The 25090-nt window shown below is 55.7% G+C and carries 21 protein-coding genes; 9 read left to right on the top strand and 12 right to left on the bottom strand.

Annotated elements, in window-relative coordinates; translation table 11 throughout:
• Position 1: 1 nt before the first annotated feature.
• Positions 2–925 (top strand): hypothetical protein, encoded by a 924-nt coding sequence (locus SH421x_RS06910; protein WP_488854681.1) that lies wholly within the window; start codon positions 2–4, stop codon positions 923–925.
• A gap of 918 nt (positions 926–1843) precedes the next feature.
• Here the strand turns inward: SH421x_RS06910 and SH421x_RS06915 are convergent.
• The 5 genes from SH421x_RS06915 to SH421x_RS06935 form a co-directional block, all read right to left on the bottom strand.
• Entirely contained in the window at positions 1844–2509 is a 666-nt protein-coding gene (locus SH421x_RS06915) for a sulfite oxidase-like oxidoreductase (protein WP_488854682.1), read from the bottom strand.
• A 94-nt stretch (positions 2510–2603) separates the two neighbouring features.
• Positions 2604–2888 (bottom strand): hypothetical protein, encoded by a 285-nt coding sequence (locus SH421x_RS06920; protein WP_488854683.1) that lies wholly within the window; start codon positions 2886–2888, stop codon positions 2604–2606.
• Positions 2869–3738 carry a radical SAM protein gene (locus SH421x_RS06925; RefSeq protein ID WP_488854684.1) on the bottom strand — a complete coding sequence of 290 codons (870 nt, stop codon included), beginning with the start codon at positions 3736–3738 and terminating at the stop codon, positions 2869–2871. The genes SH421x_RS06920 and SH421x_RS06925 overlap by 20 nt, the downstream gene beginning before the upstream one ends.
• A gap of 10 nt (positions 3739–3748) precedes the next feature.
• Entirely contained in the window at positions 3749–4255 is a 507-nt protein-coding gene (locus SH421x_RS06930) for a MarR family winged helix-turn-helix transcriptional regulator (protein WP_488854685.1), read from the bottom strand.
• 76 nt (positions 4256–4331) lie between these two features.
• Entirely contained in the window at positions 4332–4895 is a 564-nt protein-coding gene (locus tag SH421x_RS06935) for a hypothetical protein (protein WP_488854686.1), read from the bottom strand.
• 178 nt (positions 4896–5073) lie between these two features.
• Between SH421x_RS06935 and SH421x_RS06940 the strand changes: the two genes are divergently transcribed.
• Complete coding sequence (locus SH421x_RS06940; protein WP_488854687.1) at positions 5074–6696, top strand: 30S ribosomal protein S1; 1623 nt, start codon at positions 5074–5076, stop codon at positions 6694–6696.
• A gap of 67 nt (positions 6697–6763) precedes the next feature.
• Here SH421x_RS06940 and SH421x_RS06945 read toward each other — a convergent pair whose 3' ends face one another.
• Together SH421x_RS06945 and SH421x_RS06950 are read right to left on the bottom strand one after the other, a co-directional pair.
• Positions 6764–7372 (bottom strand): MarC family protein, encoded by a 609-nt coding sequence (locus SH421x_RS06945; RefSeq protein WP_488854688.1) that lies wholly within the window; start codon positions 7370–7372, stop codon positions 6764–6766.
• Positions 7373–7444: 72 nt separating this feature from the next.
• Positions 7445–11491 (bottom strand): PVC-type heme-binding CxxCH protein, encoded by a 4047-nt coding sequence (locus SH421x_RS06950; protein ID WP_488854689.1) that lies wholly within the window; start codon positions 11489–11491, stop codon positions 7445–7447.
• Between the two features lie 216 nt (positions 11492–11707).
• Between SH421x_RS06950 and SH421x_RS06955 the strand changes: the two genes are divergently transcribed.
• The 4 genes from SH421x_RS06955 (at position 11708) to SH421x_RS06970 (ending at position 16506) form a co-directional block, all read left to right on the top strand.
• On the top strand, positions 11708–12952 hold the full coding sequence (locus SH421x_RS06955; protein WP_488854690.1) for an FG-GAP repeat domain-containing protein: 1245 nt from the start codon (positions 11708–11710) through the stop codon (positions 12950–12952).
• Between the two features lie 124 nt (positions 12953–13076).
• Positions 13077–14081, top strand: coding sequence for a Gfo/Idh/MocA family protein (locus tag SH421x_RS06960; protein ID WP_488854691.1), 1005 nt, complete (start codon positions 13077–13079; stop codon positions 14079–14081).
• Positions 14051–15004, top strand: coding sequence for a hypothetical protein (locus SH421x_RS06965; protein ID WP_488854692.1), 954 nt, complete (start codon positions 14051–14053; stop codon positions 15002–15004). The genes SH421x_RS06960 and SH421x_RS06965 overlap by 31 nt, the downstream gene beginning before the upstream one ends.
• Positions 15005–15132: 128 nt before the next feature.
• The gene (locus SH421x_RS06970; RefSeq protein ID WP_488854693.1) at positions 15133–16506 is read left to right on the top strand and encodes a dipeptidase; all 1374 of its coding nucleotides are present in this window, start codon (positions 15133–15135) and stop codon (positions 16504–16506) included.
• 65 nt (positions 16507–16571) lie between these two features.
• Here the strand turns inward: SH421x_RS06970 and SH421x_RS06975 are convergent, their stop codons facing one another.
• Complete coding sequence (locus tag SH421x_RS06975) at positions 16572–18233, bottom strand: alpha-keto acid decarboxylase family protein (protein ID WP_488854694.1); 1662 nt, start codon at positions 18231–18233, stop codon at positions 16572–16574.
• Between the two features lie 110 nt (positions 18234–18343).
• Complete coding sequence (locus SH421x_RS06980; protein ID WP_488854695.1) at positions 18344–18964, bottom strand: hypothetical protein; 621 nt, start codon at positions 18962–18964, stop codon at positions 18344–18346.
• A gap of 187 nt (positions 18965–19151) precedes the next feature.
• Between SH421x_RS06980 and SH421x_RS06985 the strand changes: the two genes are divergently transcribed.
• Positions 19152–19499, top strand: coding sequence for a P-II family nitrogen regulator (locus tag SH421x_RS06985; protein WP_488854696.1), 348 nt, complete (start codon positions 19152–19154; stop codon positions 19497–19499).
• Here the strand turns inward: SH421x_RS06985 and SH421x_RS06990 are convergent.
• Positions 19496–20131, bottom strand: coding sequence for a TlpA family protein disulfide reductase (locus SH421x_RS06990; protein ID WP_488854697.1), 636 nt, complete (start codon positions 20129–20131; stop codon positions 19496–19498). The two genes, SH421x_RS06985 and SH421x_RS06990, sit on opposite strands and share 4 nt — an antisense overlap.
• A gap of 357 nt (positions 20132–20488) precedes the next feature.
• On the opposite strand from SH421x_RS06990, the gene cyaB reads away from it, so the two are divergent.
• A complete protein-coding gene (gene cyaB / locus SH421x_RS06995; RefSeq protein ID WP_488854698.1) occupies positions 20489–21037 on the top strand; it encodes a class IV adenylate cyclase in 549 nt (182 codons plus the stop codon).
• Between the two features lie 310 nt (positions 21038–21347).
• Positions 21348–22685 (top strand): MFS transporter, encoded by a 1338-nt coding sequence (locus SH421x_RS07000; protein ID WP_488854699.1) that lies wholly within the window; start codon positions 21348–21350, stop codon positions 22683–22685.
• 10 nt (positions 22686–22695) lie between these two features.
• Here SH421x_RS07000 and SH421x_RS07005 read toward each other — a convergent pair whose 3' ends face one another.
• Entirely contained in the window at positions 22696–23760 is a 1065-nt protein-coding gene (locus SH421x_RS07005) for a metallophosphoesterase (protein ID WP_488854700.1), read from the bottom strand.
• Positions 23761–24069: 309 nt separating this feature from the next.
• Positions 24070–25038 (bottom strand): linear amide C-N hydrolase, encoded by a 969-nt coding sequence (locus tag SH421x_RS07010; RefSeq protein WP_488854701.1) that lies wholly within the window; start codon positions 25036–25038, stop codon positions 24070–24072.
• Between the last annotated feature and the right edge of the window lie 52 nt (positions 25039–25090).

Genomic DNA, 25090 nt, shown 5'->3' on the forward strand with positions numbered 1-25090 from the left:
GATGTTACGAATCGCCAGTATCATTTCGATCGCATTGTTCCTTATAACCGCTGGCGTTGACGCCGCGGTTGTTCTCGTTCGCGGCGAATCCGATACCGTGGCCGGTTATGTAGAAAGCCGCTCTGACGGCGTACTGCGTCTGCGAATACCGCAAGGAAATGGACAAAGTCGGACCCGGGAGATTCCGCTGGCTGATGTCGAGGAAGTAATCGAGACCGTCTCTGCGAGCCGACTTGCCGAGCTGAGTCCAGATAATCCCAGCGGCTATCGCAACTATGCAGAAGAGTTGGCGCAAAAGAAAATTGATCCGGAAGCTCGTGAAACCGCGCTTCGTCTGTTTTTAATCGCCGCGCGATTAGAACCAACTCGGCTTGGGCGAAGCTCGCTGCTCGGCATGACGGCGATTGCGCGTTCGCCGGAAGAAGCGAATCGCTTTCAGGCAATGGCCTACCTCCTGGACCCCGAGCATGACATCCAACTGATTCAAAAGCGTCACGCGGCGCAACTGGCTAGCCCGGAGCGGGTCGAAGAGTGGAAGTCATTAATCATCACGGGGCTTCGCAAACTACGGGGGGGGGATTATCGCTCGGCCCGAGCAATTTTGAAACGACCCGAAATCGAAAATTCATTTGATAGCATTGTTTCTGAAATCAGCTACGAAGACTGCCTTGCGATTCTTAATAGAACCTGTCCCGGCTGCGAAGGAAGCAAAATTCCGGTCGAGCTGGTTCGCAAACTCGTCATGGCCGAACTCTCGCTGCTGCCAGAAACGCATGACACCAGCGATCTGGAAAATGTACCGGAGTGGTCAGAGCTAACCGCCGCTGAAAACCATCGGCCGCTGCATTCGCTGACCTTGGAAACGATCACCGAGTTTGATCCGAGTCAATCCGTCTATCGCAACAACAAGTGGGAAACCCCCTAAGCATCGTTGAAGCGGCCGATTTCGGTCGATCTTATCGGCAGCTTGCACGAAACAGACTGATAGCAATTCGGGCGCCGTCACGCCGGTATTTGTGTTGGTAATTTTCTTTCGTGGATCCTACTTCACGATTCCTGTCGGAGATGGCGCATCGATTGAAGTCTCGTCATCGCTCAAAACGGTCAGCAATCAGCCTCGGCCAAGAAATTGACGCCAGCATGGCCAAATTTTTTCCTAGATTTAACGCGAGAATCGGCGGGTGATCGCAGATTGGCCGACAGCGGATGACCTGCCGCTAATCCCTGAAAATGTAGTGTGGATGGGAAATAGCGAGGTAGATCGGGTGGGGATGCCTGCTCGATCCAGGGGGAGTTACCCGAGGTAGAATTGTTACGATCTTGCGTGTCGGGTTGACTTTGCTGGCTCACTCGCAACAATGCGTAGCCGATCACAATATTTGCAAATTTGGTCTCTAGCAGGCCAAAGAATATTGCCGATCAGGGAACTTGTCGCTCGACAAAGCCTAGCCGGTTTTGCCGAGTGGACTAAAATGGGAAAAGAAGCCTTCGGTGCATTATCCGGCAGAGGGACCAATTTTTTGCGAGGGCCGGACTCACAAACGGCTAGTGCAAGTGCACGCCAGAGTTTCGCCCGTCTCGCAGCGACTCCACTCGTCGCATCTTGACCGAAGGTTTTCTTATATTTCTGAGCCGCCGTGCTGCTTGCAGCCGGCGGTTTTTTTATGACCTACAGTTGTATTGGTGGCGGCCGATCGGTCCCCCTCCACATCACCTCGCCTTGGGCGATTGATCTGCGAGAAATCCAATGCATCCAACGTATGTCCTCGTTTTATTAGCCATTTGCTTTGCTGCAGGCAGTGTGGTTGCGCAGTTCTGCATCAACTAACAACCGTTACGACCGCTAATACCCAAATCGCTCTTCCGTCCATGGATCGCCATGATTGTGGTAGCCGCCGCGCTCCCAGTAGCCTGGCTTGTCGGTGGCTGTCAGTTCAATTCCGCGGATCCACTTGGCGCTCTTCCATGCGTACAAACGCGGCACCATGCCGCGTACCGGTCCACCGTGGTCGGCATTGATCGCTAGGTCGTCATGTTTGTCGGCCAACAGTGCGTCGTCGGCCAAAAAGTCTGCGAGCGGCAAATTGGTGGTCCAGCCGTTGTCGTAGGCGTGACACAGGACATATTTCGCTTCTGGTTGGACGCCGGCCAGATCCAGCAAAGTCTTGGTCGCGACCCCTTCCCAGACGTTGCTCAAGCGTGACCAACGCGTAACGCAATGGAAGTCAGCGAAAACTTTGCAGCGCGGCAGCGCTTGAAAATCATCCCAACTCAAGTTCACTTCCCGCTCGACCAAGCCAAAGATTTTTAACCGCCATTTTTCGGTCGGCACCTCCGGCACGATCGACGCATGCAAGATGGGCCATTTCCGCGTGCGCGATTGGCCCGGCGGGATTCGTTCGCTGCGCTGCGTGTCGGGACTGATGATGATCCCTGGTTCGGTGATTTCGTCCGGTGGTTGTGGTTCGCCAGTTTGGTATTTGGCGCGGTCGTGTTCCGATTCAAACATACGAGTACCAACAAAAAGAGGACAAAGCTGCAGCGTTACTTTGAGCGTTACCAAGATTGTATGGAAGTCGCGTGGATCGACCAATCGAACGCGATCAGGTCGCTTTACGGCTCTTGGACCACAGCAGCAAGAGCCAGAACGAAAGAAACGTTAGTGTGCAGCCCAGCACGAGCAGCGGCCGGCGAACGTCAAACCGATCGGCTGCTTCGCCGCCGAAATTAAGGAACACTCCCACGGCGAGGAGGATCCCCCACACGGCTAGCGCTGCGAGGATCAGTCCCAGCAACTTCCACGAGCCAGGCGACGTTTGCAAGCGAGCTGGATGCTCAGCCGGAGAAGCGGGAGCTTGCGGGTCAGATTTAATAGTCGGAGGTTCCATAGTAGGCTTCGGCAAGGAGTCCCGTTTCGTGTTGAACCAGCTTCACGATCCGATCGACTTCGGCATCGCTAAGCGGCGCAACAAAACCTTCGGCCGGTTGACGGGCAACCGTATAGATCTGGATCAGCTTCAACGTGCCGCCGGCGGCGGTCACATCGCGCAGGCGACCGCAATAGGCGGCTAACTCTGCTTCGCTGGGGCCAACGCCGTTGACCTGCATAAAGAGGGTCTGAATCACCAGCGGGCGAACTTGCGATGCAGCGGTAATATTGTCCAGCACGCGCTGAAACGGAATTTTGGTCCGTTCGATCAAGTGATAGTAGTCAGCGGTGCCGGCGTCTAGCTTCGCCCAGATTTCGCCATTGTTAGCGTCCAGGACCGCCAAGCCCTGTTTCACAACATCGCGATGAAACATGGACGCATTGGTGATCAATACCATTTTAACGTCATCCATCCCGTGCTGACGTTTGATCTCGGCGGTGCGTCTGACTAGCTCGTCAAAGTTACGATAGGTGGTCGGCTCGCCGTCGCCGCTAAACGCGATGTCGTTGACGCGGCGGAGTTGCTCCGGGGTCTGAGCGAACTTGGGTGTTTTCCAAATTTCACCTGACGCGGCTAGGCGAAGCATTTCGTCTACTTCATGGAAGTAACGCTCGGTCTCGACAAACCGAGTTTCGCTTTCTTCTCGCCGATTCACCTGACAATAGATGCAATCAAAGTTGCAAATTTTATCGGGATTTAAGTTCACGCCGATCGACAGCCCGCGACTGCGCCGCGAAAGCACGGGATAGACGAATTTGTTGTCGTCAAAACTGCGCTGATGCAGCGTATGCAGCCGATGGGTCGTCATGCAACTAGCGTTAATCGATGGGTACGGTCGCTTTGGTCGCGCCTGTCGGAGCGACCAAAGTATCAGTCGGGACAGGCCCCAACACGTTCTCTCCCATATTATCACGCATCAGCGACAAAGTGCGGCGCATAACTTCTAGATCTTCTTCCGGAATCCCGACAATCGCTCTGGCCCGGACTGCTAACGCACAATTGACCATTTGTTCCCAAACGGGTTGTACTTTATCGGTGGCGCGGATGATTTTCTTCCGCCGATCGCAAGGATCCGTCTCTCGCGTAATCCAGCCGTCCCGCTCCATGCGGTCAATGACACCCACCAAAGTGGGCGCTTCGATTCGCATTTGCTCGGCCAGTTCGCTTTGCGTAATCTCTCCATGGTAAGAGAGCCAAGCTAGCACTTCCCACTGACGGTAGGTGATGCCGTGCGCAGAGAGTTCTTCGTTCATTGCGCGCGAGAGCATATGTCCGGTCGAGAAAATCCAGTACCCGACGCTCTTTTCAAAATCAAAACGTATCATGCTGGCAAACTCCTAGCCGTTTCCCCAGAGTAGGTAGTATTCTAGCGAATAGAATGAAAGATGAGAACAAGCAGAATTACGGTCCAAACGCTTCGTGCAGACAGTAATCAAATAAAAGCCGCCATTCCTCGGCAGCGATCTGAATCAGTATTTCTTGATTGGTCGAGCGACCACAGGCGACCGCTTCACAGCCGTCAACCAGCGCTATTGGATCCCACGCATCTCCTGCAGTAAGCAAGCAGGACGCGGTGTCCAATGCTCCGCCAGAATTTAATTTTGCCGTATATGCAGCCAAGTCATGCATGATTGGGTGCCGACCAACTCGGCGGTACCAATATTTGGCGTTGCCGTAGTCAGGCTCGCGGCGATGCATAATCGCATGCCAATAACTGCCTGAAATGGACGGAAGGTTTTGACTTATTTCGTGCGATTCTTCTAAAAAGTTGTAGAGCAGCCAAATACCCGCCAAACATGCCTCAGCAAGTTCGCGATTGCGGAGGCGACGACCATCGGCCAAATCCTGAACATGTAGCCGCGAAAGCTGGTCACGAACCGAAATAACTGGTATCCCGGGACCTAGCGGAGGAGTCGGCGCCGTTTGAATCAGGGTCGCAATCGTTTTGGGATACGAAGTTTGCATGATCGAACGTGCGATAGGTCACTAAAAAATCGAAGTTCCTGTATACTACTGTTTTATTCGCACCGGCGGAAACCCTACCCAGCGGTGGGCTCCGCTGATAAACTAAATTCCTTATCGGTCTTTACGCAGAGACCTGACGGGAACGCCGTTTCCTCTTCTCGATACGGAAATAGTTGATATGTCTGTTGATCCCAATCAGGATCCGCAAGCCCAGCCGGAAACTCCTGCCGACGCTGCAACCCCAACCACTCCCGCAAGCCCCGCTTCTTCCACCCCAGGTGACGCCAGCTCAGGCTCTGCTGACAAGGCAGCGACTGACAACGCCGATTCGCCCAAGCGAACCGTGTTGATCGGATCGCAGCGCGAAGAAGACAAGTCAGCGGCCGCACAGCCGGTAAAGCCCGCAATGGCTCGTCCGCAGCGTCCCGAGAAGCCGAAACCGGCCAGTGCCGAACAAGAGGTTGATCCCGCCGCAGTTCCGGACGACCTTGCGTCGCTGGAAGCAGAGCGAGAGATGGAGCGACTTCCGGTTTCGTCGGATGGCCGTGTCGAAGTACCAAATCGTCGTCAAAAGCTGGATGATATCGAACGCGAAGTTGAAGCAGCCCTCGGCGGACTCTCGCTGGATGACATGATTACCAGCGAAAAGGCGATGCAAGGGATATCTGGCAAGACGCTGGAAGTCGATAGTCGCCTAAACGCGACCGTCGCACGCGTCCACCGCGAAGAGGTCTTTATTGATCTCCCTGGCCAAAATCAGGGTTTTGTCTCACTTCGTTCGTTTGTCGTCCCCCCCGAGATCGGCGCCAAGTTGGAAGTCGTGATCATCAAATACGATCGCGAGCAAGGGCTGTACGAAGCGCTTGTGCCGGGCTCTTCGGTCTCGGTCGTCGATTGGGGCGATCTCACCGAAGGAATCCTCGTCGACGCGGTGGTCGATGGAGTGAACAAGGGGGGCCTAGAGTGCGCCGTCGGTCAGGCTCGCGGGTTCATTCCGGCCAGCCAGATCGCGCCGCATCACGTCACCAACATGGAAGATTATCTGGGCCAAAAGCTGCAGTGCCTGGTGACCGAAGCGAATCCAGAACGCCGTAACCTGGTCCTGAGCGCTAGAGCGGTCGCCGAGAAGGCCAAAGAAGATAATCGCAAAGAGACGATGGTCACGCTGCAAGTTGGTCAGATGCGTGACGGCACCGTGACGCGAGTCCAAGACTTTGGCGCCTTTGTTGACATTGGTGGCGTCGATGGGCTGGTTCATGTAAGCCAGATCAGTTGGGATCGGGTCAAGCATCCCAGCGACGTGCTGAGCGAAGGTCAAGCTGTTCGCGTCAAAGTGACCAAGATTGACCCAGAGACCGGCAAGATAGGGCTCTCGATTCGAGACACTCTGGAGAACCCCTGGCAAAAGGTCGCCGAAGAATTCTCGGTCGGCGCCATCGCAAGCGGCAAAGTGACCAAGATCATGGATTTTGGGGCGTTTGTAGAAATCGCTCCCGGCATCGAAGGTCTGATTCACGTTTCAGAAGTGAGCCATACTCGGGTTAGCCGGATCGAGTCCGTCTTGAAGCCCGGCGAAACGGTTCAAGTCAAAGTGGTCAACATTGACCAAGAGAAACGCCGCATCGGGCTGTCGATCAAGGCCCTGGCCCCGGCCCCAGTCGGCAAGTCAGGCGGCAAGAAGAAGGACGAAGAAGAACCCGATGTCGATCGCGCATTAAAGGTCAAACCGACCGCTGCCGAGCTCAAAGGGGGCATCGTCAACGAACAAAGCGAAGGCTCCAAGTTCGGCCTGAAGTGGTAGGTCGCCCTGCCGCATTCTTCTAAAACGCAAAAAGCCGCCTTCTACGAAGGCGGCTTTTTCCTTTGCTCTATTCCCAGATCGCTTGCACTGCTTCGACGCAGTTCTCTGTCGCCAAGGCGCACAGCAGCAGCCCCATGACCTTCACAATAATGGTGCCGCCGGTGTCGCCGATTAAGCGGTGAATTGGATTAGCAGCCAACATTAAGAAATAGGTAAGCGCCAAGACGGTCACCAAAATCATCGCCGTCACTGCTTGTTCCATCACGGTGAAGCGATGATTGTCAGTCAGGATAACGACAGCTAGGATCGAGCCGGGGCTTGCGATCGACGGCAGCGCCAGTGGAAAGACAGCGACATCATGTCCTGCTTCAGGCTTGGGCTCTTCGACCGCCGGACCGACGCCGAAGACCATTTGCAGGCCCAGCAGAAATAAGATCACTCCGCCTGCTAGTTGAAACGATTCGAGCCGGATGTTGAGCGAGGCAAGCACAAACTGTCCCAGGACCAGAAACGTCAACAACACAGCGCCGCCGATCAGCGTCGCTTTAAGTGCGATTCGCGGACGATCTTCGTTGCGTGACTTCCGGGTGACGCCGACAAAGATCGACAACGTGCCGATCGGGTCAATCGTGGCAATCAATAGTAGGAATTCGCCAAACAGCATATCGAAATTCATACGGCTCGGTATCGCTAAAAAACCTGGGTCATGCCTGTGGTTCGCAAGGATAGCTTACCGCACACGGACCGACTATTCCGATGGTTCCAATATTTCTAGCTGAAGATTGCGAAATCGGACCTCGGTCGGCCCCCCAGAATGCAATTGCAGCGCAAAGACGCCCCGTTTGGCGCCTTGGTTGTCTTGCAGGTCGACGCACAGTTGGCCGTTCAAAAAGGTCTTTACATGATCTCCCTCGGCGACGATCTCGTATTGATTCCACTCGCCCGGCTTGAGATGAACCTCGCCCGACTTGTCCCACAGCAAACCGCGACCATGTTCCTCATACAGCTTGCCCCACCAGTCGGGACCGGCGTCAGCCTGATAGCCTTTGACCGAACCGCCGGGCAACGACTTGCTACGGAACTGAACGCCGCTGTTTCCTGCGTTATTTACCAAGCGAATTTCAAGCTGCAAACGAAAATCTGTCGCCGTTAAATCGCTGACCAAAAAGCTGTTTGATTTGATCCCGGTGGCCGTTTTACCAACGATCTCCCCATTTTCGACCGACCATAGTTTGCGATCTCCGGTCCAGCCGGTCAGGTCCTTACCGTTAAAGAGATCTCTGGCATTTTCCTTGGTCGCCAGTTGCGGCGTTTGCGTTTTGGTCTGCAGATAGGAGACCAGCGAGCGAATGTCATGCTGGCTGAACGGGCGCAGTTGATCATCCGGCATCATCGACTTATCGCTCGTCTTTCGCTCGTCGATTTCGTCTTTGGGAAGGATCAACGTTTCTTCGGCCGTTTGTAGGGTGAGCGTTTTGTTATCTTCGGCTCGTACGATTCCGGTGATCACACGACCACTCTCCAGCAACACGATCGATGGCTGATATTCTTTGGCCATGACCGCGCTCGGATCGACAACGTTGGTTAGCAGGTAGTCAAGATTCGCCCGGTTCGATCCGGTCAGATCTGGCCCGATCGTTCCCCCCACGCCGTATAACTGGTGACAGCGCTGACAAGTCTTGGCGAAGATCGCACGACCCCACGGTGCATCGGCTGGGGGATGCGAAGTATTCTCGATCAAGGTTTTGTACTGCATGATCAGCATTGCTTTTTCGGCAGGCGTTTCGCGAACCGATCCCCAGACCTTGGCCAGCTTTGCGTCGATTGCTTGATCTTGGAGGTTCGAGAGTTGCCGGACCATGTCGGCTGTTAGTTCAGTGCTGGAAATCTGGCCTGCTTCGATCGCCGCCAACAACGGTTTTGCGTACGCCGTACGAGAACAAAGGGTCGCCAGCGCCACTCGCTTGTCACTTGGCTGCATCTCTCCGTAGTGGGCCAAGATGACGGTCGGCGTTGAGGAGTCGTCATATTGGGCCAAGCCTTTGAGCGCGATGTCGCGCAGTTGCGGATTCTTTAGCAAGGATTGCAGCAGCGCCGGCAAACTCGGGTCGCCAGCGGCAAGCAGCGTTTCGATCGCCGCGATACGGACATCCAGTGGTGACTCTGGCAATGTTGCGATCAGACGGAAGCGATTCATCGCCGCTAGATCCCCAAAGGTTACTCCTATCGCTTGTGCTGCCAATGCGACGTCCCGATTCTCGCTTGCCATCAGTTTACCGCCGACTTGGGACCAGTCGTCAGGTGCAGTGACGCGACGCTGTCCCGCCAAAGCGGTTCGCATCGCCCGTAGGAAGGTCAACTGCGTCGGCGCGTCTTGGACGTCGCCCAGGCCCCTCACCAGCGTCGCCAACGCAGACTTCGCATCGCCGCTGCCGATACGTCGCAGCATAAACTGGCCTACCAGTGGAATCGACTTGCTGGCGGTCAAGCCCAAAGCCAAAGCCCGCTCGGGTGATTGATCGGCCAATGGCTCGGCGGCGTACCAATACATCAGAGGCAAGTTATGATCGTTGGCGTCTTCGGCGTGCGACATCAAAGGGGCCAGCAAGTCCCAGCGAGACTCGAGCGGCATCCGCTGCGCGGCAGAAGCCAGATAAAGTCGGACAACCGGCGAGGGATCGGCAGAGGCCAGCTTCACCATTTGATCATAGAGCATCTTCGTGGGGGTGGGATCAGCTTCCAACGCCAGTTGAATCGCCCAGCCACGTACGAAGGGATCGGCGTCGGCCAGCATTTTCTGCGTCGTCGTTGCATCGAGTTTCCCACAGACATGCAAAGCCCAATAGGCACGCAGTCGCCGCGCTGCTTCTTGATTCGATTGAGCGATCTCCTGTAGGAGAGCCAAGGCGTCGGCATGGATCTTGCCCTCGCTCGCACGCATTTGCAACATCGTACGCGCGTGGCGTACGAACCAATCATTTTGCTTTAGCGTCAATTCGGCCAGTTCCAGATCGCTGTGTTGTTGCAAGTCGACCTGGACGTTTTCAGGCTCACCGTAACAGATCTTGTAGATGCGACCGTTGCTCCGATCGTGCTTGGTCGAATTATGATCATGACACGCTTGCATGTCGTACCAATCGATCATGTAGACATTACCGTCGGGCGCGTAGCGGAGGTTCAAAATTTGCGACGCTTGATCACCGGTCAACAAAAAATCAGGCCCATGACTGCCGACGTAACCAGAGCCTTGCTGCTTCAAAATATCGACATTCAAGCGTTGGCCGTGAATGTTGTTCATCAAGATCTGATTGCGATAGGCGGATGGCCAGCGATCTCCCAGATAGATCATCGCGCCGGCATGCGCATGTCCTCCGCCTGCTTCATTCGACTTGCCGTTACCGCCGTGCGGGTTGGCGCCGAGATAATGTCGATGATCGGCGATCGTTTTGATGTCATCATAGGTATGCGGATTGAAATGAGAGCCGGCTTGACGCTGGTAGCGACCTCCTTGGATCATTTGGTACAAGTGCGGGATCACACAAGCGGTCTCGAAGGCTTGACCATAATCATTGAAGTCGACTCCCCAGGGATTACTGGTGCCGTGCGCGAAGACTTCAAATTGATGCCGAATCGGATGATAGCGCCAAATGCCCGCATTGATCGGCGTGCGTTCTGCTGGCGGCGCGCCAGGCTTGCCGACGTTGGAATGAGTGAAGACTCCGTGACAACCATAAAGCCAACCATCAGGCCCCCAAATAAATGCGTTGAGGGTCTCGTGAGTATCTTGATAGCCCCAGCCATCCAGCAACACTTGCGGTTCGGCGTCGGGGATGTCGTCCCCATCTTTATCGGCGATGAAGAGCAAGTACGGAGCGGCGCCAACCCAGACGCCGCCGAAACCAACTTCGAGCCCGCTGACGAGATTCAAGCCTTCGCAAAAGACTTTTCGCTCGTCGAATTTTCCATCCCCGTCGTGATCGGCAAAGATCAAGATGCGGTCCTTGCCTTGGCCTTCAGGAGCGCGATTGGGATAGGCGTACGCTTCGGCGACCCACAACCGTCCCCGGTGATCAATCGCCATGGCGATCGGTTGTTGGATAGCGGGTTCGGCCGCGCTGACGATGACCGAGAACCCATCAGGGACGTGCATCGCTGCAGCCGCTTCGGCAGCCGTCAGTCCGGCATGGGGATACATATCAGCGACCAGTCGCTGGGGCTGCAAAGTTGGCGGCGCCGGCGCGGTGTCGTAAAAGCGAAAGTCGTCAAAGTTCAAATGTCCCCAGCCGCCGCTGTGTTGATCGATTAGACGAATGAAGATTTCTTGGCCTTGCAGCTTTCGCAAGTCAACCACAAAGCGGTGCAGTTCTTCGTGATTATCACCCGACGTTTTGTAAAAAACTTCGCCGGTATCGGTGCGGACCAATTCGACCCGCGTTTCCGCATGCCGTCCTCCGTTGTGCAAAAAGGCTCCCCAGGGATGCGTTACTTTGAATCGCGCCGAGGTGAGCGTTCCGGTGGGCGCGTCCAACTTGCGCTCGTAGCTGCCGACCCAAAATTTTCCTTGGTGAGCACTGCGCATATCGCCGCGCCGCGCTTGGACTGTGTCACCTTCGATCGGTTGCTGCGCGAACGCTTCTCCGGTGGAGGTCCAATCGGCAAGAGTACCGGTTTCAAAATCAAGATTGAGCGTTCGCCCTGCTTCGTCTTGGGGGAGTACGCCGCTCGATTCCGCCGCAACCGCAAACGAACAAAGCAAACAGACGACCAACAGCGCAGGCTGGGTGCGATAGAGCATGATGCAAGATTTGGGGGCTGGGAGGAGCTGGGGTGCATTGGGGCAGATTCTCCTACATTCTGGCAGATTCAATCGTGACGGCCATAAAAGATCTCACATCCATCGGAGGTTTTTTACACGATCAAATCCGCCCCTTTCCGCAGAAAACTCTATCAAGCCGAGCGCCAATCAGCAAAAATAGACTCGCACGTTATCCCCTTCTGCTGGAGCCCCCCTATGATTCGCACCCCTATTTTGCTGCTGATGGTTTCCTGCACGGTGCTTTCTTACACAGTGCTTTCCTTTACGGCGGTTTCCTCGGCTGACGAGCTTCGTTTTGTCGAACAAGAGCTGCCGACCAAGCTGGGCGTTGGATACGCGGTTCGAGTGCTTGATATGAACGACGATCAAAAGCTCGATATCGCGATCGTCGATTCGCAGCGCGTGCTGTGGTTGGAGAACCCGACTTGGGAAGAGCATCTGATTACCAACGGTCGGCAGACCAAGACTGACAACGTTTGCTTTGCGCCGCATGATGTGGATGGCGATGGGCTGATTGATTTCGCCATCGGTGCTGATTGGCAAGCAGGCAATACGCGCAGCGGCGGTTCGCTGCAATGGGCGACTCGCAACGGAGCAGGGGAGGGGGCGTGGAAGGTATTTCCGCTGCCGGCCGATCCAACGCTGCATCGCATTGACTTTGCTGACGTGATCGGAGACCAGCGCCCTGAGTTGATTGTCGCTCCGCTGAAAGGTCGCAATACCGACGGACCTGAATTTGCCGCCAACGGCATTCGTCTGGTGGCGCTGTCGATTCCGGCCGATCCGGTCAACGAACCTTGGCCCGAGACGTTGCTTACTGACAAGCTGCATGTCGCCCATAATTTTTGCGCGACCGATATGAATGGCGATGGTCACAATGATTTGCTGGTCGCTAGTTTTGAAGGAGTGACCTTGGTCGAGCGAGACGGCGATGCTTGGAAATCAACCCTCATCGGCGCCGGCGAGCAAGAGCGTCCTTATCCAGAACGCGGAGCCAGCGAGGTAAAGCGGGGTAAGCTGGCAGATGGCAGCGACTATATCGCGACGATCGAGCCCTGGCACGGCGATCGCGTGGTGGTTTACACCAAACCGAAAGAGGCGCCCTTACGCAGTCTTTGGAAGCGTCATATTTTGGACGCTGAACTGAAATGGGGGCACGCTGTCTGGTGCGCCAACATGGATGAGGACGCTGACGAAGAATTGGTGATCGGCGTCCGAGATGACGCCGGCGATAACACGCGACGCGGGCTTCGGGTATATGATCCCATCAGCGCCGAACATGGAGAATGGCGCCGCTATGTGGTCGATCCCGGCGGCGTCGCGATCGAAGATCTAACCGTGGGTGATCTCGATGGCGATGGTCGCAATGATGTGATTGCAGTGGGGCGAAAGACCCAAAATGTCCGCATCTATTGGAATAAAACTCAGAAAGACCAGTAGATATTTTCGGGTCCGTTTTCGATTTGTCGAAAGTCCCCCTTTTGCCTGGGCTAGAAGGGGAGGGTTCGCGCGTTAAACTAAAAGCTTCCTTTCTGTAAATTTTGTGCGTCTACCCGAGGCAGAGATGAGCAAAGTTCGCTGGGGCGTTCTCAGTACGGCAAATATCGGCACGAAAAAAGTGATTCCTGGGATGCAGAACGGCGCTTACTGCGAAGTTAGCGCGATTGCGTCTCGTAATCTGGCCAAAGCCCGCGCGGCGGCTAGCGAATTAGGAATTGCCAAAGCGTACGGTTCGTACGAGGCGCTGTTGGAAGATCCCGAAATTGACGCGATCTACAATCCGCTTCCCAATCACATGCATGTGCCGTGGTCGATCAAAGCGATCGAAGCCGGCAAGCATGTTTTGTGCGAGAAGCCGATTGGGATGACCGCCGACGAAGGCCAAAAGCTGTTGGATGCGGCGCGCAAACACCCCGAGCTGCGCGTCATGGAGGCGTTCATGTATCGTCACCATCCGCAATGGCAAAAGGCGCGGCAGATCGTGCGCGACGGCGGAATTGGACGCCCTGTTTCGATTCAGACGTGGTTCTCGTACTTCAATGACAACGCCGACGATATTCGGAATCAGCCTGAGTATGGCGGCGGCTCACTGATGGACATCGGCTGCTACCCGATCTCGCTGTCGCGATTCATCTTTGAAGGAGAGCCGCGTCGCGTATTGGGCTGCGTCACCATCGACGAGCAGTTCAAGACAGACACGGTCACGTCAGCGATCATTGACTTCGGCGGCATTACCAGCACGTTCACGTGCAGCACCAAAGCGACGCCGTATCAACGCGTGCAGATCTACGGTACCACCGGCCGGATCGAAATCAAGATTCCGTTTAATGCGCCGCCGGATGAGCCATGCATCCTGTATCACGAAACGAGCGAAGAGATTCAGGAAATCAAGTTGCCGATCGCTGATCAATACACGATCCAAGGGGATCTGATGTCGAAGGCGATTTTGGACGAATCGCCAACGCCGACGCCGCTGGCTGACGCGATCGCCAATATGCGCGTCATCGAAGCGATTTTCCGTAGCGGCAAGAGCGGCAAATGGGAAGCGATCAAAGACTTGGCGGACTAGGTTTCTCCGTAATCCACCGCGCGAAGGCAATTGCGAAGGCGATTGTCTTCGCGCTCTGTTGTTTGTCGGCTTTTTCTGCGCCGGCGGAAGAAGCGGATGATTGGGCTTATCTTGACAACGGGGTAGTCCGGATCGGCGTCAAGAAATCTTCCGGAGCCGGCGTCGCTTGGTTTGGCCCCAGCGGTACGCCGCGCAATCTAGTCGATCATTATGATCGCGGTCGATTGATTCAGCAGTCGTACTACGGCAAACGAGATGGCTCTTTGTGGGTCGATAAACCGTGGAGTTGGAATCCCGTCCAAGGGGGCGACTACCGCGGTGCAGGCGCTAGGCTATTAGAGTTTCGCATTGAGCACGAGACGCTGTACGCCAAGACTGAACCAAAGCATTGGGCCTCTGGAGCTGCGCTGCCTGAGGTGACGATGGAGGAGTGGATCAAACTCGAAGGAACTGTCGCCCATATTCGTTTTCGGGCAACCTATACCGGCAACAAAGAGCATCCCCCGCGTGCGCAAGAACTGCCGGCGGTCTTTGTGAATTCAGAGTTGAAGACGCTGGCGATCTACGATGGCGATCAGCCCTGGATGGACAAGCCGCTCAGCCGGAGCGTTCCTGGTTGGCCCAACGAATCGCGGAAGATCACCGAGAATTGGGCCGCCTATCTCGACGACAACAACGCCGGGCTGGGCGTGTATGTACCGGTCGCCGCAGACCTGACCTGTTATCGCTTTGGCGAAACGGGGCAGCCTTCGGCTTGTTCTTACTTTGCTCCGCTGAAGACATTCGCATTTACGCCAGGCCTGGTGTGGGAGTACGACATCTATTTGACGCTGGGTGACATCGAGCAGATGCGGTCGACCTTCGCCAAGCTTCATTCTAAGGGAGGTCGAGTTCGCTTTGCGGGTGAGGAATCGTTCAAGTAGGATAGAGATGGAGTGGAGCGAATTTCGGCCAAGTGAGCAAACCTCCATCATCGCGTTTACTTCACTCCTCACACTGGTCGGTTGTGGAGCCGCTTGAATTCCTCCCTGCCTTGGATCCCGCCAATCCGATGACTCTCGATGCTCGCACCGGCCGCTCTTCGCGCCGCCAATTTCTCTCACTAGCCGCTGCGTCGGCAACCCTCGCTAGCGCTCGCCCACTTTTTTCCGCCGTGGAGCCAACCGACCGCGATCCCTGGCTACTCTCCCAAAATCCGGTGATCACTCGCGCCAGAGAGAGCGGTCTGGAAGTACTAAAGCCGACTCCAGCAGAGATCGCCACCGGCTTAGCGCTTCACCGACGATCGCTCGTGTTTGACAGTTATGGCTTTGCACCGAGAGCCGCACTTGATGCGCCGCGCATGACCGCCGCCATCGAAGCTGGCGCGTCCGACGTCGAACTTCAGGATCTGCAAGAAGATCTCGGCATGACGCAGGCGACCGTCGAAGCAGCCGAACGACTCGAGTTTGATGAGGCGCTACGTTGTAGCGGCGTGACCGCCATCTTTCAAAATGCCGGCGAAGAAGGGCAAGATCCGCTGCGGCTGATGAAGCGACTCGCCCGGTTCACTTATCTGACGGACCGCCTGCGCGGCACGCTGGTCCGCGCTACGGTGCCGGCTGATATCGAAGCGGCCCATCGTGCCGGCAAGCATTGTCTTTATCTGACCGGCAACGGCGTTCCGCTTCCGTCGTCGTGGGTAAGTGTAGAGGAAGAACTGGGCTACATTCGGCTTTTCTATCAACTTGGCGTTCGCATGATGCATATCACTTACAACCGGCGGAATCTGCTGGGAGACGGTTGCGCCGAAACGGCGAACGGCGGGCTCAGCGATTTGGGCCGCGCCGCAATTACCGAGATGAATCGCGTCGGCGTAATTGTCGACGTGGCGCACAGCGGGTGGAAAACCAGTTTGGAAGCGGCGCAAGTATCGCAAAATCCAATGGTCGCCAGCCATACGGTTTGCGCAGGCCTACGAAATCATATCCGCGCCAAGCCGGACGAAGTGATCCGCGCCATTTGCGACGGTGGCGGCCTGATCGGCATCTGTTGGATCCCGGCCTTTTTGGGTGGCGGCGGCGATCTGGCGGCGCTGCTGGATCACATTGACTACGCCGTCAAACGTTTTGGCGTTGACCACGTCGCGATCGGAACCGATGTCGCCCATACGTCGCAATATGCGGCCGCTGCCAATCAGAAAATTCCCTCGCGAGCGCGTCGCCGGCAGCGCTACGAGGCGCTATGGCCCAGCGGCGCTTTGGGCGGGCACTGGCCACGCGCGGCAAGTTTAGGCTGGACCAACTGGCCGCTTGTCACTATCGGTCTCATCCAACGCGGTTACCAAGAAGCGGAGATTCAGAAGATCCTCGGCCAAAACATGCTGCGAGTCTGCCGAGCTCAAGCCAACGCAGAGCGTTTGGGAGCTGAGCCGCAAGCCCAATAGCACGCGATTTCAGGGAAGATGCTTGCCTGCCTACTTCCTTGCATAGGCGGCTTAAGCTCGAGCGGTTATATCGTCCTACCCATGCGCGACGCTAATCGATTCAGCGTTTCGCTGGCGTCCTGATCGGAAAGGTGGACATGTATGATGCTCATGCCCGAGCGATCGTTCCAGGCGCTTTGCAAGGCGGTGTAGAACTCTTTCTCGGTTTTCACTTCGTAGCCGGTTCCGCCACCCAAGATGTCAGGCAGCTTGCTGTACTTCCAGGGATGAATCTCGTTGTATTCCCATTGGCCGGCATGCAGCCAACGCTCGGTGCCGTAGCCGTGATTGTCGAGGACGATAATTACCGGGTCATAACCATGACGCACGATCGTAGATAACTCCATGCCGGTCATCTGGAAAGCTCCGTCGCCGATGATCGAGATCACGCGGGCATTGGGTTTGGCGGTTTGCACGCCTAAAGTCGCCGGCACGGCGAAGCCCATCGAAGTGTAATAGGCAGGGCTGATAAACTCGGACTGGCCGCGGGTCACGAGCTCGGTTGCTGAGAATAGCGAGTCGCCGATATCGGCGATCACAATCACGTCGTCGTCCAGCAACTCATTGATCATCGGCACCATGCGGCGAATCGTCAGCGGCTCATCCGTGGTCTCGCCAACCGGCAACTGCTGCATGGCCAACCCGGACGGGATCAAACGCTTCGGCGGATGCGGCTGTTGGGCGGCTAGCGCCCGCATAAAGTCAGGCAACGTGACGCCGTGATAGTGATGATGTCGGACGCGCAGTTGCTCGCTAGTCGCATAGATGCACTTCGACGGATCCAAGTTCGCAGTAAAGATCCCCAGGTTAATATCGGTCATAAACGTGCCGAGGAGCAAAATCAGGTCGCTCTCTTCGACAAACTTGGTCACTTCTTCGCGTCCCATTGCTCCTTCGTACAGGCCAACATACAGCGGGTGCATTTCGCGAATTACGCTTTTCCCTAAGATTGTCGCGGCCACAGGAATGCCGGTCGCTTCGGCCAATTGGACTAACTCGTCCTGCAGCGCAAAGCGATGAAGTTCGACGCCGGCGATGATCATCGGTCGCTCGGCCGAAGCCATCAAACGCGCCGCTTCGGCCGCCGCTTCTTGCAGCGCATGGGGATCGCTGGTTGTGGTCGGTTCCTGGAAGGTATGGCTGATGTGCGGCACGACATGGACCATGTCGCGCGGCAGCTCAATATAGACAGGGCGTTTGAAACGAGCTGCGGCGTCCAGCACGCGATCGATTTCGCGAAATGCGGTGACGGGGTCGGCCAACTCGGCGCCGGCGACGCATAGTTTTTCAAAGACATCTTTTTGCGTGCTGTACTCGCGCACCATGTGATGCAGCAGCGGGTTGTTAATCCGCTCGCGCAGTCCCGGCGAGCCGGTTAGCACGACTACCGGCGATTTTTCGGCATACGCGCCAGCGATCGAATTGCAGATGCTGAGCCCGCCGACACAGTAGGTGACGCAGACGGCGCCCATGCCGTGTACGCGAGCATAGGCGTCGGCGGCAAAGCCTGCATTATCTTCTCGCGTGCAGCCGACCATGTTAATCGAGCTTTTTTCAAGCATCGAATAAAACGAGAGTATGTAATCTCCCGGGATGCCGAAAATGTCTTGCAGGCCATAATCTTGCAATCGGCGAATCAGATATTCGCCGATCGATAAGCCTGCGGTACTGCGATGGGAACTGGCCATGCTCGCCTTCCTCTGCGATGTGCCTGAGTGGGTCTGCGAGAATTGTACGTTGTTTTCGCAAACGCGGCCAATCGAGAAATTCGCGACATGGCGTCGCTAAAAAGACCAAATTACTCGGCCGGAGGATCGATCCCCGCACGCTTGTAATGTTCGCGCTGGAGACGTTTGTCCATTAACACTAGGATCTTGCCGGTTTTGTCATCGTAGCCGTACATCTCGTAGCTACGCAGTTTGACAAACTCGATGCGGTTTTCTTTCATCATCTGCATGTATTCGTCATAAGTCGGATAGCGGCCTTCAACCGCTTTCTTCATGTTGACTGCTTGCTGCATCCCCAGCGTGCTCACCTTGGCCATGGCCGAAAAGTAAACCGATCCAGCCTGGCTGAACGGATCGACGCCGTCGGCGTTGGCCCCTTCGCCGAGGACGATTTCGGGATCCTGCAATGCTTTGTTCGCGTCGACCACCACATTGGAGGTTTTGCCGATAATCCCCTTGTTCGGTTTTGATTCGGCAGGCGGGGGAGTTTCAGTAGGCGGTGTTTCGGCCATCTCTGGCGTCGCAGGCGAAGTTGGTTGGGCGCCTGATCCGGTCGCCGCCGAGGGGCTTTCGTTCGTCGGAATAGCGACACCGCCGGGCGCAACAGGGCCCGATTGTCGCTTTTCGAGCGGCTTTGTGTCGCAACCAACGGCAAAAGCGAGCAAACATGCAGCCAAGGGGTAACGCGACATGAGAGAGGATCCTAGACAGAGAAGGGGGGGAGTGGCAAAAAGGGCTCCGCTATCCTGCAATATCGAACATTCGCGCGGCTAATTCAAGCAGCGCGGCGCCATTCTTACAGGGCTACGACCTTGTTCCCCCCGCAGGCAAGGGATAAATTCAAAGCTTCCTCAGCCCTGTCCCGCAGAGATTACCGATATGAAACTGGTCATTGCGATCATCCAGCCTAGCCGTTTGGAAGCGGTGAAAGAAGCGCTTACCGAGGTCGAAGTCTTTCGGCTTACCGTCATGGATTGTCAGGGCTTTGGGCGCCAAAAGGGACAGACCGAGGTCTATCGCGGTCACGAGTTCACGATCAATCTGCTGCGCAAAGTGCAGTTGCAGATCGCGGTGAATGAAGAGTTTGTTGAGCCCACCGTCGATGCGATCGTCAAAGGGGCGCGCAGCGGCGAAAAGGGAGAGATCGGCGACGGCAAAATCTTTATTCTGCCGATGGATGAATGCGTCCGAATTCGAACCGGCGAACGTGGATCAGACGCGATCTAGCCTTTGCTCAGTTCCAACTGGACTGCGTCACGAAAGACATCCATGTCGTACGCGCCTTCCCAGACGCGCTGCACCCTGCCGGTCCGGTCGATCAGCAGCGTTGTGGGATAGGCGCGAAATTGCGAGATCGAATGGAGCTCGGATCGCGAGATGCCTCGCGCATCGCTGTAGACCGGCAGGCCGATAATATTGATTTTCTCGAGGATGTCCGCGGAGTCGCCGGCCAACTCCTGTTGATTTTCGATCCCGCCGAGTGCATCTCGCGAGCAAGAGACCGCAACAAACTGAAAGTCGGGCTCCCCTTTTAGATCCCGGCTCAATCGGACCAGTCCCGGCAACTCGGCCAGACAGGGTGGGCACCAGGGACCCCAAAAATTGATCAGCGACACCTTGCCTTGCAGGCTGGCTGCGGTGATTGGTTGCTCAGCGTTCAGCAGCGGCGAAAAATCAAGTTCGGTCAATTGCTCGCCAACCCAGGGATGCGATTGCTGGGCTGGGGGCTGCATCGTGCGGATCGCCAGAACCACGCACAGGCCAATAAGCACGGCAAATAAGATGGCCGTGACTACCGTACTGATCCATTTTTCGCCGGTAGGGGCCGGACCTAGGTGGTGTTGATCGGTTTGTGTCATCTTGGACTGCTGCAATGAGGGATCGTAGGCGGATGGGAGTGCGAATGCTGCTGCTTGTTATGTTATCCCAAGCAATCGACCAAGTCGGCAAGTTCTTTCACTTTGCAGGGGTGGTTCTAGAGCGATTTGAACTGAAAAAGGGGCATTGGGGCTCTGAATTAACGGTTAAAAGAAAGTGAAAATGAGAGTCCTGACGCAGGCCAGCGATTAGGGCGGATTAGAATCGATCGGGAAATCACTCTTGCGTTGGCGGACAACTCGCGGAAAATTTGCTAAGGTTGATTCAATTACCACTCCTCGGCGACGATCGAACGACAGCCTGAGGAGATTTCGTTATCTGACTAATTACGCACGAATATGAAGTTCGAAGTCGAATTGAAGTTTCCGGTTGATGATCTCCGCCGCGTTGAATCCGCGTTGGCCGGTCTTGGCGCCGAAATCGAAATCCCGGTCAAACAGTCTGATTTCTACTACGCGCACCCGTCGCGGGACTTCGCCAAAACGGACGAAGCGCTCCGCATTCGCCGCGTCGGTAGTAAAAATATCATCACCTACAAAGGTCCCAAGATTGACGCGACCACCAAGACCCGCCGCGAGATCGAGGTTCCGTTGGTCTCCGGGGCCGAAGGCGCAGCCAACATCATGGGGATGATTGAGGCTCTCGGTTTTGTGCAGGTCGCCGAAGTCACCAAAAACCGCCGCAAAGCGAATCTCAACTTCGCCGATCAGAAAGTCGAAATCGCCCTGGACGAGGTCAGCGACCTAGGCGAATTTGTCGAGCTTGAAATCTCAACTGAACAGCCAGGGGTTGACGCCGCCCGAGATGCGATCAACCAATTGGCTGAAAAGTTGGGTCTCTCAGGCAGCGAACGTCGCAGCTATCTCGAATTAATTCTCGAAGTCTAATCGCACCCCTCAAGTGGTGTATGTCAACGCGGTCCTCTCCCGATCGCGAAAAATAAATTGTCCCCCTCAGCGACACCCCAGCGAATTAGCGGGGTTCATCCATAGTCGAAACGGCAGTTACGCCGGTTTCGTATCTGCAGGATGGCTCTATTCGCAGAAAATTCATAAATACCAGGCAGCTTACGCCTGACATCAGCTTTGGGGAGCCCTGGGTCGTCAATACCGCGCAGATGGCCTGGGGCTCCTTTTTCTTTACGCGCGAGCTTCCCAGTCGGGGAGACCCGCGGGGGATATTCTCTATACTACGGCTATGTCTTCTCTAGCCGCTAATAACAAAGATCCGATCGCCGATTCTCCTGCTGCTGCTTTACCCGCTGAACCCGACGATGCGCATGAGGGGCGCAATTTCCTCTTGCTGGCTTTGTCGCAAGTAGTGCTGCGCTGTGGTTGGATCTTCAAGACGGAGAGCATCATCATTCCGGCGGTTGTTGACCTGATCGCCGGGCCCGGTTGGATCCGCGGCATGTTGCCGATCTTGAACCGGATTGGTCAATCGCTGCCGCCCTTGTTTTATGCGCGGACGCTCAAGTCGATGCCGCAAAAAAAGTGGTCGCTGTGCGGCACCACGTTGGCCATGGGAATCATCTTCTCGCTCTTAGCATTTTGTTTTTTGCCGCCGGTCCGCAGCGCGGTGGATGCGATTTTTCCGCAGAGCGAACTCTGGGCCAGCGTCTGGCTGACCGTTGCATTTATGGTTTGCTATTTTCTCTTTTTCGCCGCCACTGGTTTAAATCAGGTCGGTTTCGGCACGGTGCAGGGAAAGCTAGTGCGAGTTACCAAGCGTGGACGCTTGATGTTGGTCGCCAATTTTGTTGGCGCGATTGTCGCAATCGGTTTCGCCGCTTGGCTGTTGCCGATGTGGCTGACCAATGACAGCGCCCAGGTCTATTGGATCTTTGGGTTTGCCGGGGGCGCCTTTTTGACAAGCGCCGGCGTCTCAGCGCTGCTCAAAGAACGCCGCGATCAAACGCCGCATCTCAAGGCAACGGCAATTGAATTGTTTCATGATGCATTTAGCGTGTTGACCGAAGATCGCAATTTCCGCCGCCTGGCGGTTGTCGCGGCTTGCTTCGGCTGCTCACTGATGCTCTTTCCGCATTATCAATCGCTGGCGCGTGATCGATTGGGTGCGCCGCTCGAAAATCTAATCTTGTGGGTCATTATCCAGAATGGCGGAACCGCGGTGTTTAGCTTGTTAGGCGGTCCACTGGCCGACTGGAAAGGAAACCGTTTGGTCTTGCAGCTCATGATGTGCGGCGTCTTTTTGATGCCGCTGATCGCCGTGGTGTTGATCCATACCGGCCCCAGTGGAGCTGGCCTCTTTAATTGGCTCTTTCTGCTGGTCGGCGTAACTCCTGTCATGTTTCGCGGGCTCAGTAACTATGTGCTGGAGATCGCACCGCGAAGCGAGCATCCACGCTACCTAGCGGCGCTCAGCCTGTGCGTCGCAGCGCCGATGGTCGCCTCACCGGCGGTTGGATGGGCATTGGATGCGGTGTCGTACGAAGCGGTCTTCTTGACGATATCAGCAATCCTGTTGGGCGGATTGCTGATGACCTGGACGATTGACGAACCGCGAAACGCCTAAAAGATCTGGATTAGACCTTGGCTAGTTTCAGGGCAAACTGATTCTGGTCAGAGACGTTGCATTGATTGCGTGTCGGCGAATAGTCGATCACGTTCACACCGCCATCGGTGGTGAACTCCATCAATCGCAACCAGCCGTCGCCCCCTTTCGGTTTGATTTGAAAGTTGACCAGCATCTGGTGAACATCACGTCCGCCGGGGGTGGCAGAGGTCATGCGACCTAGTCCATCATTCAGCACATGACCGTTGAGCGTCATGATAAAGTTTTCATGTTTGCTGACCAAGTTGTTCCACAATTCGGAGCCGTCCATGACATCGTCGTTGCTCTCTTTGGCGACCACATAATTGTGCGGGTTCCAGTTTTGCTTGGTTCCCTTCTCGGCCCAGTCGTAACGGGTCTCGTCGTAGTACATGTAGGCATGGGTGATCAAAATCGCTTCGCGGTCTTTGTGTTTTGCGGCGACTTCATTGGCCCAGCGTACAACATCAGCGCGCGGTCCGAATTCTAGCCCGATCACGACAAAATCGCGACCGCCGGCCGAGAAGAGATGGTAGCTGTTCTCCATCCGCTGCGGCTCTTTGTCGTAGACGCCGCCAAACGTTTTTTGAGTGCGAAACTTGTCGATCGGAAAATAGTCATTCAGCAACGTCGTTCGGTCAGTGCACCTGCCGCCGGCGCTGTAGTCATGGTTGCCGGGAACCATGAAATACGGGATTTTGCCATCCATTTGGCTCATCGCAGCGACCGCCAACTCCCATTGGGCAGGCAGGCTGCGATTGGTGATATCTCCGAGGTGAAGCGCCGCAGCAATGTTGCGTGCTTTTTGGTTATCGGCTAACCATTTAGTTTGCCCCATGAATCCATCAGGATGCCCTTCACCATAGGCCTGGGTATCGGGAAGCACGGCGATCGTGAACGAGCCTTGTTGGATCGGAGCCGGCTCGCCGTCCACAAATTTGGCGTCCGCGTAAGGATCAGCCGCAAGTGCTTGTGAGCCAACCAGCGAAACAAAAGCAGAGCCAACGGCAAGCGAAGCGCTGGCTTTCAACATTTGACGACGATCAAGGGGAGTCATGATAGGTTCCTGGCGAGAGAGAATGGGAGAGCAAGCAAGAGGATTTTGATTATCGCTGCGTGAATTCGACCTGTAAACGCGCAAGTGATGAAGGATTGAGGAATTTTAGTGCTCCTCATCTTGAATAAAGTTTTCTTCATTCTGCAGCTTGCAGCATTCGTGTGAATCCAACCCTTGGAAAGAGCCGCGACTGGAATCGGTGTGCGAAAGGCACTCGCTGCATAGCCGGTAACGCGTGAAAATGGATCGAATAGACCGAGGTAACTTCCTGCTTCCGCTGCACTGGCTGCATCTCAAGCAAGATCAGGCCTACGCCAGAAATTTGAACGGCTGCGCGTGGTGAAAATTTGCCGTTTGGTCTCCTACGACCGCTAGTTTGTCGTGCAGTTCAAGTTTGCGAACTTGCGAAGTTGCGGCGAAATCGAGTTCGCGCAGTTTGACCCAGACTAAACTCGGGCTAGCGGTATCCTCAAAGAAATAGACCAGCCCCTTTTGATCGGCGACGGTGCGCCAGATGGTTGACGAGATATTCGGTTGGTCTGGCGTGCTGATCCCGCGGGGGACGCCTACGTTTCGAATGACGCTAAATGTTACTGCGACCGCCTCTTGCGGGTCAGCAGATTGCCGCGCGGCGTTGATGTAAAAACTTGCGCGCGCAAAGCGATCGGCCGCGCGATTCGAGCCTGGCAACATGACGGTCCCGCCGATTTGCTTCCAGTATTCGTTAATCGCCAACTGCTGATCGTAGGTCGGAGAATTGGTAAGCACTTGGTGCTGCTTGCCGTGATGGATGACAAGTTTGCCTCCGATGTACTCCAAGATTGCCGAATCTCCAGAACTATCGGAGATCGCGAGATGGACGCAACCTTCCGCGCCGTTCGGTGCTTTCACAGGAACCATCCGGAACGCTTCGCGGCGCAGCTCCGCGACGGCTTCTTCCACCGTGGCGAAGCTGTCCAGCAGGTACTGCGCCCAAGCCGCGATAGAGATCGCCGGTCGATCATCATCGCCCGCAGGGTATTGAGACTCGACGAGATACAACAGGTTCGCGACTAGTCCCGCTTCGTTCATGCCATCGGCGGTTCCCCCTTCATAGACCGAGGCAATCACGCTGCCGTATTTGCTTGTCCACGCAAACGAGTCGGATCCTAGGCCTCCATCCCGGTTCATGCCGCGGGGAAAGATCCAGAGATTGGTCTGCATCTCTTCTTTCCAGTCCATCGAACGACCCGTCGTCGTCTGTCCGTCCAGACCAAAGTAAACTGCACGAGTACACATCGATTCGCTCTCCTCTAGCAATGAAAGTCAGGCAAATTAGATAATTCTTCGC

It is taken from the genome of Blastopirellula sp. SH421 (assembly GCF_057808535.1).